This window comes from Singulisphaera rosea (assembly GCF_054877945.1).
Genome location: NZ_JBTYIP020000054.1, coordinates 20,846 through 32,349 on the forward strand (window position 1 = coordinate 20,846; position 11,504 = coordinate 32,349).

General features: G+C 65.5%; 8 protein-coding genes. 4 read left to right on the forward strand and 4 right to left on the reverse strand.

Annotation, left to right across the window (positions count from 1 at the left end; genetic code table 11):
* Positions 1 to 132: 132 nt before the first annotated feature.
* Together ACYOEI_RS40185 and ACYOEI_RS40190 are read left to right on the forward strand one after the other, a co-directional pair.
* Positions 133 to 1,047: a bestrophin family protein gene (locus tag ACYOEI_RS40185; RefSeq protein ID WP_462856275.1), complete on the forward strand. Its 915-nt coding sequence runs from the start codon at positions 133 to 135 to the stop codon at positions 1,045 to 1,047.
* A 180-nt stretch (positions 1,048 to 1,227) separates the two neighbouring features.
* Positions 1,228 to 3,102, forward strand: a complete 1,875-nt coding sequence (locus tag ACYOEI_RS40190; protein WP_462856276.1) for a tetratricopeptide repeat protein — start codon at positions 1,228 to 1,230, stop codon at positions 3,100 to 3,102.
* A gap of 139 nt (positions 3,103 to 3,241) precedes the next feature.
* Here the strand turns inward: ACYOEI_RS40190 and ACYOEI_RS40195 are convergent, their stop codons facing one another.
* Complete coding sequence (locus ACYOEI_RS40195) at positions 3,242 to 3,955, reverse strand: class I SAM-dependent methyltransferase (RefSeq protein ID WP_462856277.1); 714 nt, start codon at positions 3,953 to 3,955, stop codon at positions 3,242 to 3,244.
* 227 nt (positions 3,956 to 4,182) lie between these two features.
* Between ACYOEI_RS40195 and ACYOEI_RS40200 the strand changes: the two genes are divergently transcribed.
* On the forward strand, positions 4,183 to 5,391 hold the full coding sequence (locus tag ACYOEI_RS40200) for an IscS subfamily cysteine desulfurase (RefSeq protein WP_462856278.1): 1,209 nt from the start codon (positions 4,183 to 4,185) through the stop codon (positions 5,389 to 5,391).
* Between the two features lie 63 nt (positions 5,392 to 5,454).
* Positions 5,455 to 5,784 carry a HesB/IscA family protein gene (locus ACYOEI_RS40205; protein ID WP_462856280.1) on the forward strand — a complete coding sequence of 110 codons (330 nt, stop codon included), beginning with the start codon at positions 5,455 to 5,457 and terminating at the stop codon, positions 5,782 to 5,784.
* A 139-nt stretch (positions 5,785 to 5,923) separates the two neighbouring features.
* Here the strand turns inward: ACYOEI_RS40205 and ACYOEI_RS40210 are convergent, their stop codons facing one another.
* From ACYOEI_RS40210 to ACYOEI_RS40220, 3 genes are read right to left on the reverse strand one after another with little or no spacing between them, the layout of a single operon-like run.
* Entirely contained in the window at positions 5,924 to 8,296 is a 2,373-nt protein-coding gene (locus ACYOEI_RS40210; protein WP_462856281.1) for a glycosyltransferase, read from the reverse strand.
* 55 nt (positions 8,297 to 8,351) lie between these two features.
* Positions 8,352 to 9,305: a glycosyltransferase family 2 protein gene (locus ACYOEI_RS40215; RefSeq protein ID WP_462856282.1), complete on the reverse strand. Its 954-nt coding sequence runs from the start codon at positions 9,303 to 9,305 to the stop codon at positions 8,352 to 8,354.
* A gap of 50 nt (positions 9,306 to 9,355) precedes the next feature.
* On the reverse strand, positions 9,356 to 10,369 hold the full coding sequence (locus ACYOEI_RS40220) for a class I SAM-dependent methyltransferase (RefSeq protein WP_462856284.1): 1,014 nt from the start codon (positions 10,367 to 10,369) through the stop codon (positions 9,356 to 9,358).
* Between the last annotated feature and the right edge of the window lie 1,135 nt (positions 10,370 to 11,504).

Below are 11,504 nucleotides of genomic sequence, written 5' to 3' on the forward strand. Positions count from 1 at the left end.
AATGAACGTCGCCTCCCTCCTCAAGTCACGAGGAGACTTGACCGGAGCGTCGCGGCCTGATGGGATCTGTCTCGAGTGGGCCGACCCACTCGAGGAATGTCGACCAATCCTCACGCTGGATATCCAACCTCGATGATTCTCTACGATCGAAACCGCTGGTTTAACGCCGTCATTTCCTGGCGCGGGACAGCGTTCCGCCGGGCCAAGTGGCGAGTGTTGGCGATGACCATTTACGCCGGCATCATCCAGGCGGGTTTTGCCATCGGCATCTCGATAGGCGGGGTCCGATTCCGGGAGTTGTTCGGCCTGGACCCCGGGCAGCATGCGGTCCTGGGGGCGTTGCTGGGATTCCTGATCGTCTTCCGCATGAACGCCTCGAACAATCGCTACTGGGAGGGGCGGACGTGCTGGGGGCAGATCATCAACGCGTGCCGCAACCTGGTCAGGGTAGGGGTCGCCTACACGGACCGAGGCTCCGAGTTGGCCGACCTCGTCGCGGGATACGCGGAGTGCCTTCGGCATTCGCTCCAGGGCAACAAGAACATGGCCGAGGTCGAAATCTACCTGCCCAAAGAACTGACCAGGCAGGTCATGCGATTCGGCAATCCCCCAACGTGCGTCGCGCTCGCGATCACGACCTGGATCGAGCGGGAGTACCGAGAAAACCACCTCAACCCGCAGATCGTCCGCCAGATGGAAGACCAGATGGCCTGCCTGGTGAATGCCCAGGGGGCCTGCGAGAGGATCCTCAAGACGCCCTTGCCGTTTGTCTACGTGGTCATGATCAAGCAACTGATCCTGGTCTACCTGCTCACGCTCCCCTTCGCAGTCGCCAACATCAGCGGTTGGTGGTCGCCCGCGCTCATGGCGATCATCGCGCTCGGCCTGTTCGGCATCGAGGAAGCCAGCGTCGAGACCGAAGACCCATTCGGGCGCGATGAAAACTGCCTCGACATGGAGACCTTCACGATGGGCATCGCGCGTGACGCCGGCCAGATGGCCGGGACCAAGACCGCCATCGCGGCGATCAGCCTCAGTCAGGATTGAGGCGCCTTCAGGATTGGTCCGGGATGCCTTGCGATCTCTCCGGTCAGCCCGCAGGTCGGGGCAGCGGTCCTCACGTTGACGGGTCGCGGGACCGGGATCGATAATGGCCCGAAGGTCCAGCGTTCCCCCCCACCGAGCCTCACGGACCTCTCCCGACCGAAGGTTTCCGAGGATTGCGGCATGGTGAAGCTCGGGGATCGCGGTTGGACGCGCCGGTGGGTCCTGCTTGCTCTGTCACTGGTCTTATTCGGCGGAATCGTGACCACTGCGGCCTGGATGTGGCGTCGAGCCGACCCCGTGTGTCGGGGACGGCTCGCGTATCACCAAGGGGATTGGGAAACCACCTCCAACCTCGCACGCCAGCGTCTCAAAGCCGCCCCAGACGATCGCGAGGCGATCCGGCTACTCGCCCGGGCCTCGGCGAGGAAGGGGCGAGTCCAGGCGGCGATGGCGCTTTTCGACCGCGTCGGGAAGGGGCAATTCGAGGCGGAGGATCTCTACCTCATCGGCCTCTGCCTGACGCGCAAGGGGATGGTCCGCGAGGCCGAGGAAGTCTGGAAAAAGGCCCTGATCTCCGACGCGAACCATGCCGAGACGCTCGACGCCGAGGCCCGGCGGATGATCGAGACCGTCCGGCCCGTCGACGCCGCCGAACTGGCGGAACGGCTCGCGCGGCAGCCCGGCTGGGAGGTGCGTGGAAATCTGATGCTCGGTACGCTCCGCGCCGAGTTGGGGGAACCCGTGAAGGCGGTCGAGGCCTTGCGTCGAGCGTTCGGGAGAGACTCGACCCTCGGAGGGGATTCGCAGACCGCCGCCCGGGCGAACCGACTGCTCGGCCGGACCTTGCTCCAGCTCAAGAAGCCGGTCGAGGCCCGGCAGGCCTTGAAAGGGGCCGGTGGCCCGGGCTCGGGCCCCGACCTCGGAGAGATCGACTGGCTCCTGAGTCGAGCGTACTTGCAGGAAGGGAACTCCGCCGAAGCGGCCTCGCTTCGACGCGCGAGCTCGTATCGAAGCACGCATCTACTTGATCCCGAGCCGTCTCCCTATGTCGGCGAGGCCCGTTGCGCGGACTGCCATCGCGAGATCTATCAGGACTCCCGGGAAGGCCGCCACGCCAACACGCTGGGACGGCCCAAGGACCTCGTCAGACTGCCGCTGCCGGAGGGTCCGCGCACCGACCGCGAAGACCCTCGGGTCGTCCACTCGATCGAGCGGAAGGGCGACCGGATCCAGGCCGAGACTCGGGTCGGCGACTCGACGTACCGAATGCTCGCCGAGTACGCCTTCGGCGCCGAGAGCCGATACCTCTCGCTCGTCGGCCCGGATGAGCATGGCCAGCGGCGGATCTTCCGGCTCTCGTACTATTGCGAGAAAGGGGGCGCGACGGGCTGGGATCAGACGACCGGGCAGCGGCTGCGTCCTCCCGTGCCGGAGGAGTTCCTGGGCAAGGCGCTCGACTCTCCCCACGCGATCTACCGTTGCCTCGCCTGCCACACGACAACGCCTCGGTCAGTCCAGACCGGGGTCGGCCCCCAGGCGTCGGACCGGGCGATCGGCTGCGAACGTTGCCACGGACCTGGCGGCAACCACCTCGACGCCGTCGCGGCCGACTTCGCCGACCCGGCGATCGTCTCACCTCGACGCGCAGGCGCCGGGGCCGTCGCGATGTGCGCCGACTGCCACGGGGAGCACGAGTCGGGCTCATCCCGCCCGCGCACCGACCCTTACTGGCTCCGCTTCCAGGGGACGACGCTCCCTTGGAGTCGCTGCTTCACCCAGAGCCAGGGGGAGTTGAGCTGCACCACTTGCCACGACCCGCATCGGGACGCCGAAACCTCGGCAACCTTCTATGAGTCGAAGTGCCTGACATGCCACGCGTCAGGCCCGGGGAAGCCGGCTTCTCCCGAACGGGCCACTCGGCCAAGCTGCCCGATCAACCCCACCAAGGATTGCCTCGGCTGCCACATGCCGGCCACGATGATCCCGATCACCCACCACGCCGTCACGGACCACTACATCCGAATTCCGGAGTCGCGTCAGCGAACTGGCCGCTGAGCACCTGGTCACGGACAAGAGAAATACGACCCATCAACAGATGTCGCAGATGAACGCAGATTTTTGAATATCATTTATCTGAATCTGCGTTCATCTGCGTCATCTGTTGATAGATTTTCCGCTTTTCCTATACGTAGCTTCAGACGGTCGTTTCCTGGTTCCGGTGGGCCGGGATGGTCAGGAAGTGGGGCGCATGGATGGCGGTGAGCGGCTCGGCGGCGACGGCTTCGGTCAGGAGGAAGGGGGCGAGGCCGCGGTGGACCTTCTGGGCGACGGCGTTGAGGCCGGCCTGGGTGAAGAGCTCGCGGAACCGACGGGCGGACGCGTGGTGGACTTCCCCTTCGACGCCCGCGACGCAGACGTCGTAGATGAGCCAGCCCCAGGGGGCGTCGCGATAGCCGTCGATGATCATCAACCGCCCGCCAGGTGCAAGCACGCGGTGCATCTCGGCGACGGCCCGGTCCTGGTGGGGATAGTGGTGGAAGCTGTTGGCGCAGGTCACGATGTCGAACGACCCGGCCGCGAACGGCAGGCGCTCGCTGTCACCCTGCACCGGCTGGACATGCTTAGCGTGCCGCTTCCAGCGTTCAGATCCCTTTGTCAGCATGTCGGAGACGAGGTCGATGCCCCAGACTTTGCTATTGGGCAGGGCCTCGCGGATCTTGGCGGCGAAGACGCCCGTCCCGCAGCCGACGTCGAGGATTCGCGCGGGCTTGTCGCCGACGACTGCGTGAATTCGGCGGATCAATGCCCGGTGCGAGGGACCGAAGAGGAGCCATTGCAGGATCGAACGATCGTAGCTCTCGCTCCAGCGGATGAACTCGTGGGTCGCTTGATCTCGGTCGTACGCCATTGGAGCCTCCCTGCTGTTGGAATCCTTCGGAGGGGCGAGGGGCGGTGGACGTTCCTGTCGACCTCAGCCCGTCTCGCGACCGGTTCGGGCCTTCGCCCGGCGGTCACTCCCCATTGTGCGCCGGGTTGAAAGATTAGGGAATTCCAACTAGCATAAAAAATGTTGGATTTTCGGGCGAATCCCCGAGAGCCCCATCTCCGATCCGACGTCCCGGAGATTTCCCCGACGTGCTCAAGCTCCCCATCTACCTCGACAACCACGCGACCACGCGTGTCGACCCTCGGGTTCTCGAGGTGATGTTGCCCTACTTCACCGAGACCTTCGGCAACGCCGCGAGCGTCTCCCACCAGTTCGGCTGGGACGCGGCCGAGGCGGTCGACCGGGCGAGGGGGCAGGTGGCCGCGATCCTTGGCGCGGAAGCCCGGGAGATCGTCTTCACCTCGGGCGCGACCGAGTCGAACAACCTCGCGATCAAGGGGGTCCTCCCGAGCCTCAAGCGGAAGGGGAACCACCTCGTCACCGCGGCGACCGAGCACCCGTCGGTCCTCGACCCGTTCAAGCGTCTCGCCCGCGAGGGGTGGGACCTGACCGTCGTCGTGCCCGATGAATACGGGCAAATCTCGGCCGAGGCGGTCGCGGCGGCCCTGAACGACCGGACGGTCCTCGTCTCGGTCATGGTCGCGAACAACGAGGTCGGCACGATCAACCCGATCGGCGAAATCGGGCGGCTCTGCCACGACCGGGGGATCGTGTTCCACACCGATGCGACCCAGGCCGTGGGCAAGATCCCGCTCGACGTCGTCGCCGACGCCGTCGACTTGCTCAGCCTGTCCGCACATAAGATTTATGGTCCCAAGGGGATCGGCGCACTGTACGTGCGTCGCCGCGACCCTCAGGTGCGCCTCGCCCCCCTGTTCGACGGAGGAGGCCACGAGCGGGGTTTCCGCAGCGGGACGATCGCGGTCCCCCTGGTTGTCGGCCTCGGCGAAGCGGTCGAGCTGTCCGCACGGGAGCGTCCCGACGAAGCACTCCGGCTTTTCGAGCTCCGCGAGCGCCTCCACAGGGGGATCGCCGCACGCGTCCCGGCTATCCGCCTCAATGGGCACCCCGAAGCTCGACTGCCGGGCAACCTGAACCTAAGCTTCTCCTATGTCGACGGCGAGGCCCTGATGATGGCGATGCGGGACGTCGCCGTGAGCTCCGGATCGGCCTGCACCGCGGCGGATCCCGAGCCCAGTCATGTCCTATTAGCCATGGGGGTCGACGAGGATATGGCCCGCGCGAGCCTCCGATTCGGCCTCGGGAGGTTCACGACCACCGAGGAGGTCGACTTCGCCGTGGAAGCTATCGACGGGGCCGTCGCCAGGCTCCGGACCCTGAGCTCGGCCTGGAATGGCCGCGATCGCGGGGACATGGGAATTGACTCGACGTTATGATAAGATTATGACCGGCGATAAAGTCGTCCCGGGGACTTTCCGTCCAGAACAGGAGCGCTTCCGATGGGTGTCATGCTGAGCGAGAAGGCGGCCAACGAGGTCAAGAAGATCTTCACCGAGCAGAACCTGCCCGAGGACACGGTGCTCCGCGTCGGCGTCCAGGGGGGCGGCTGCAGCGGGTTTTCCTACAGCCTGAACTTCGACAACTCGACGTCCGAGCGCGATCGCATCGTCGACTTCCACGGCATCAAGCTCGCCGTCGACAAAAAGTTCGACCCGTATCTCGACGGCACCGTCGTCGACTTCTACGACGGCCTCGAGAAACGCGGGTTCGTCTTCAACAACCCGAACGTCGTCAAGAGCTGCGGCTGCGGCAGCTCGTTCCAGGTCTGAAATCCCGGAACGACGACCATCGCCAAGTCGGTGATCAATACGGGGGTGGGCTCGGCCCACCCCTCTTTTTGCGCGCCGCTCGTGCCATCTGGCAGAGCTGGTAGGCGATGCCCACCAAAGCCGCAGACTCCAATCCCTATCAACGACGACCCGCCACCCGACCTTCTTGCACGCCCGCGTGAACCACACGCCGGCTCGGCGCTTCCTGCGCCGAGAGGTCCTGTCGAATACGTGCCGAGCTGACAGGCTCCTGGGATTCCGCCAGGCCAAGGGACGGGCCTTTGAGGAGGGGTTTGAGGCGAACGAGGCCGCGGATCAGGGCCTTGCCCGACCGGTGGACGGCCGACAACCGCTTGAGTCGGGCGTTGAGGGCATCCGCAACCTTGTACCGGAGCGGCCAGGGGCCCGGCTGAGCCGGCCCGACGGGCGTCGGGGGACGATGGCTCTCGATCTGGCCGTGGTCGGCGAGTGAGCGCCCCAGGCACATCTCGACGAGCGGATGGTAGGCCTTCGGGATCTGGTCGAGATACGGCCGGCTCGACCGCAGGAACTTGCCCCGGACCGAGACCCATCGGGTCAGGCCGTCGGGGGAGATCCGGTACCAGAAGAGGGAATCCGGGACGACGTCGACCTTGTATCCTCCGAGGGCCATCCGGGCGAAGAACTCCCAGTCCTCCTGGCCGACGCCGAAATCCTCGGTGAAGCCGCCGAGTTCGAGGAACGCGGTGCGCCGGACCAGGGCGTTGGCGTCGCCGAACGTGTTGAGGAGCGGGCTCACGGGGATATTGGGCCCGGTGAAGAGCGACCGATGGCGGGGGGTCGTCCGGTCGTCGGGGGCCTCGGACCCTTCGAAGGCGTCGTGGAAGCAGGTCAAGAGGTCGGCCCCGGTCCGTCTGGCGACGGCGAGGAACGTCGAGATCTCGTGAGGCTTGGCGACGTTGTCGTCGTCGTTGAAGAGCAGGTAGTCGCCCCGGGCCTCAAAAGCCCCTCGGTTCCTGGCCGCCCCGAGGAAGCGATTCTCCTGGCGAATGAGCCGCCACCCCCGCCCCTCGAAGTCGTAATCGGCCACGATCGCGTCGAGCCCGCGCTGGACGTCCTCGGAGGGGCTGCCGTCGTCGACGACGATGACCTCCAGGGGCGGCCGGTCCTGGGCGAGGATCGCGTCGAGCGCCTGCCGGAGGTACTGCGGTCGGTTGTAATGGGTGAAGCAGACGCTGACGGTCGGCTCCGCGTTGCCGAAGGTTGAAGGTTCGGCGACGGCGGGACGCCCGGCCTCCAAGCCTTCGTGCCAGCGAACCCAGTGCTCCGAGCTGCGGTCGAGGTCGACAGCGGGTCGAGCCGGGGACTGGCCATCGTCGAGGGTTCGCATCAACCGGTCGGCGAATGCTCTCGGGTTCGGATCGACGCAGACGCGCCCGACGTCGTCTCCGTGGACCAACTCCTGGACACAGCCGACCCGGCTCGCGACGAATGGGATCCCTGCCCCGAGGCAATCGAGGATCGTATCGGGGTCGTTCTCGGCGATCGAGGGGAGCACCGCCAGGCGACCGGTCCCTCGGAGGTACTCGATCGCCGCGTTGTCATCGAGGTCGGAGAGGACCTGCGATGCAAACGGCCAGCGTCGGGCGCGCTCGAGGACGACCGCCTCGCTCACTTTGCCCCGAATGCTCGAGGGCTCTCCCAGGATCGTGACCGTGAGGCCGTCGAACCGGGCTGTACCCCCCTCTCGGGCGAGTCGGTCGATCGCGTCGAGGAAGAGGAAAAGACCAGGACGCGCCGCCTGCCTGCCGAAGAAAACGAGCTCTCGGATTGGGCGAGGCCCGAGCGAAGCCCCCTCCAAGTTCTGGAAAGGGCGTCGGGCCATCGGAGGCAGGACGAGGCTGCCGCTCGGGATGTCCCAGCCGGCCTGGCCGGCCCAGTCGAGCATGGAGCCGCTCGGGCTCCAGACGACGTCGGCCAGTTCGGCAGAGCGGCGCTCGATGTACATCTCCTCGAGGTCTTTTTCGGACTGGGGGAACTGCCCATCGGCCGAGTGGGCCCAGGCCGTCGCCCCCTGGAGCCCGACGACGAGCGTCGCGTCCCTGAGGATCGTCCCTTGATGCTTCGCCAGGGCTGTGTAGTAGCCGTGCCCCTGCGCCTCGACGAAGTGGACGACGTCGAAGTCGTCGTGCTCACGAAGCCAGGATGCGACGCGGTGGCTGATCGCCATATTCGGGGTTTCGCCATGCAGGTCGAAACCGCAATCGGGCAAGGGCACCACGCGAGGGGTTTGGCCGAGATGGAGAGCGTCCCCACCGCCGACCGTCCCTGGAGGGGGCGAGGTATCGAGGATCATTACCTCATGCCCGGCGGCCTCGAGCGAGCCGACGAGCCGGGCGAGGGCCTTGCCGACGACCCCTCGGCCGGGGCCGAGGAATTCGTGTCCGACCAGGGCGACCCGAAGTGGGCGCCGGAGCTCAGAGTTCCGGAGGGGGATGAGGCTGTCGACTCGAAGATCACGTCCTTGCATCATTCGGAACTCCGCCCTTCCCGTCCACAAGCAGGGGTCCGCGGACCGTTCCGGACGATCAGACCCCGACCGGACGACCGAGCCCCTTGACCATCATGCCGATGTTCTCTTTCAGCAGGTCGCGAACCTGGTTCGAGCGCAAGGCGAGCAGGCGATCCCCTTCGGAATGCCTCCCCTCCTGGTCCACGACTCCCAGGATCGGCGCGATCTCGAACCGCAAGGGGCACGAGGCGGGGTAGGTCAACCGGATCAGGCCGTCGTCGATGTAGTAGCGCCAGTCGTCGACCTGCACGCGGTCGCGCCAACGCTTGACGTAGAGCCGGTGGTTCCGGTCGTCGTGCAGGCTCCGGCCTTCGGAGATCGACTCGAGGTGGAAGAGCACGCTCTCGTGACAGTAGCGGACCTCATAGCCGAGCTCGCCGAGCCTCAGGCAGAGGTCGACATCCTCGAAGCCGTTGACGAAGGCGGTGTCGAAGCCGTTGGCCCTGTCGAACGCCTCGCGCGTCACGAGGAAGCAGCCCCCGGTCACGACCTGGAAGCGCCTCGACTTGTTCACGGCGGGGTGATCGCTCGGGAATCCGACGTAAATATGCCGAGGGTGACGGTCGGCGTCGAAGACCATCCCGGCGTGCTGGATCGAGCCGTCCGGGTAGAGCAGCTTCGAGCCGACGATCGCCGCGGACGGGTTCGCCTCGACGTGTTCCACCAGTGCGTCGAGCCAGCCGGGGAGGGGGACCGTGTCATTGTTCAAGAAGATGAGGTAACGGCCCTCGGCGATCGCGGCGCCGTCGTTGCAGGTCGTCGAGAAACCCGCGTTCTTCGCGTGAGTCACGACGCGGATCCGATCCCCATAGCTGGCCAGCACTTGCGGGGTCGAATCCCTCGACCCGTCGTCGGCGACGATCACCTCGAAGTCGGATCGACCCGCCGGGCCTTCCAGGAGTTGGTCGAGACACCGGCGCGTCACGGCGGCGAGGTTATAGACAGGAATGATGACCGAGCAAAGCGGCACAGGACCCTCCTCCTGCGGGGGTTCGGCGGGATCGTCCCCTACAGAGAGGTTTATCGGCGTCCGAAGGCCAGAACCGCACGCGCTTTCCGATAGACCCGGCCGGGCAGGCTCTGGCGTAGGGCCTCGAGGCGTGCCACCAACCCTTCCTTCTCGGCGATCAACTCACCGACCGTGACCCGATGATCGGCGTCACGCCTCACCAATTCGTACTGGGCCTCGAGCAATCGCTCGCGCGTCTCGTTCGCCCGGTCGGCCTCCCGCTTCGCCTGCTGGGAGAGGTAGGCGAGGTGGGTGTTCATCGAGTTCACGACCCGGCGGAGATCCTCGAGCTCGCGCCTCGCCTCCTCGTTCTCCGTCGACAGCTCGCGGAACTGCCCCTGGATCCAATCGAGGCCGGGGTCGGGCAGGGGATGCGCCACGACGATGAACCGAGACGCCCGCGCCTCCGGATCGCGGGAAAGCTCGACCGCCAGCCCGTTGGTGAGCACCGCCGCATCCGAGTCGTCTGCCCCGTCGGGATCGACGATCGGCTGCTCCATCGCCTCGAGATGCCCGATCGCGAAGCCAGCCCCTTCGAGCCGACGGATCAGGGAGTCTCGGGTGAAATACCGCAGATGGGTCGGGTCGAGCACGCCGCGGTCGCCGCAGAGGAATCGGCCCTTCAGGAGCGCGAGCCGCACGCTCCCGTGCGCCACGTTGGGCACGGACGCGAGGAACGCGCCCCCCGGCCGCAGCGCCCGCCTGGCCAGTTGGAGGATGGCCTCCGGGTCGTCCGGGCCCCCGAGCGCTTCGGCCGCGATCACCGCGTCGAACCGCCGATCCTCCGGCTCCTCGGCGAGATTCGGCGAGCCTACGACCTCCACGCGACAGCCGGCCGCCCGCAACTCGTCCGCAAATGTCCCGGGGCCGAGCTCGAGCACGTCCCGATCTCGGCCGACACGGGCGAGGATCCGGTCGCGCATCTCTTGCCGTTCGCCGCCCTCGCGCGGATAGGGGTTCAACGTCCCGCCGACCGAAGTCGCGGGCCTGGGGAAGCCGTCCGGGTTGGCGATGGCGACGTTCATGGACCCCGCCCCTCCTTGGTCGGAATCGCGAGAGACGGCCCGCCCCCCGACCCGTCACGGGGTCGGACCATTCCCGGGGTCGAGGCGTCTCGAGCAGGACTCGGAGCTGCAAAACCAGGGGCGTGACGTCGCGGCGTTGTCCCGAAATCCAGTCACGACAACAGCTCGGCGCGGACCATACCACCGAACCCGGGCAATCGTCAAGTTGAGTCGAAAGCCCGCCAATCGAGGTCGCCCACACCAAGATTAGCCATCCCCAAGAAGACACGGCCTCATGCTCGCCGAGGCCATCCGGGCCATGACTTCATCTCATAGGATCAATCCGAACGATGACGACCGACGATGGCGAGACCATTCGACCCTCGAAAACCCACGCCTTATTTCTCAATCATTTCAATCAACTTTGAAATATTAAAACCAATCATTCGAAGGACAAATTCGCCCCCGACCGAGGTGGAAGTGACCTTCTCGGCCCCCGAAGACGGGTCACGCTTAATCTTCGGGGGCCGAGAAGGCAAGGGGATGGATGTGGGGAGGTGCGTGCTTTTTCTCCGAATATTTTATAATTGATTACTTCTTGATGATTTCAATTTTAACAAATCGAAAACATTATCCACGACCAAGACCGGGCCCGGACTCGCCCATAGGTCTCTTAACCACCTCCTTTCACCATCAAACACTCGATGGTTGCCGGGGAGGCGAAGGCGATACGGATGCACCTGCGCCACCGAGCGGCACAAGCTCCTAGCACCTCATGGGACCTGCTCGTCCTTCGAGGTAGAGGCCAAGGAAATCGCAAGACACAACCAATGTCGACTATTTCTATCGAGTTGATGACAAATAGTCAATGGGATCCCGAGAATTTTCGTTGACCTCGGATTCACCACACATTCGCCCAAGGTGGTTGACCACGACGTTAGGGGACGGATTTCGAGGAACAGCGACCGTTCAGAGACGTGCGTGTTTCACGGGTGCGGAGCCCTCGGGTGTAGAGCAAGGGCCCCACGCCTATAGCGGATCACACACGCGTTGCGCACGTCGGAGGAAAACGGGGACTGGCTCCCGGCAGGATCAGGCTGGGGTTTTCGCGAATGAACATGGAGGCCGGGTGCCTGTCCCCATTTTCCGGGCCGTC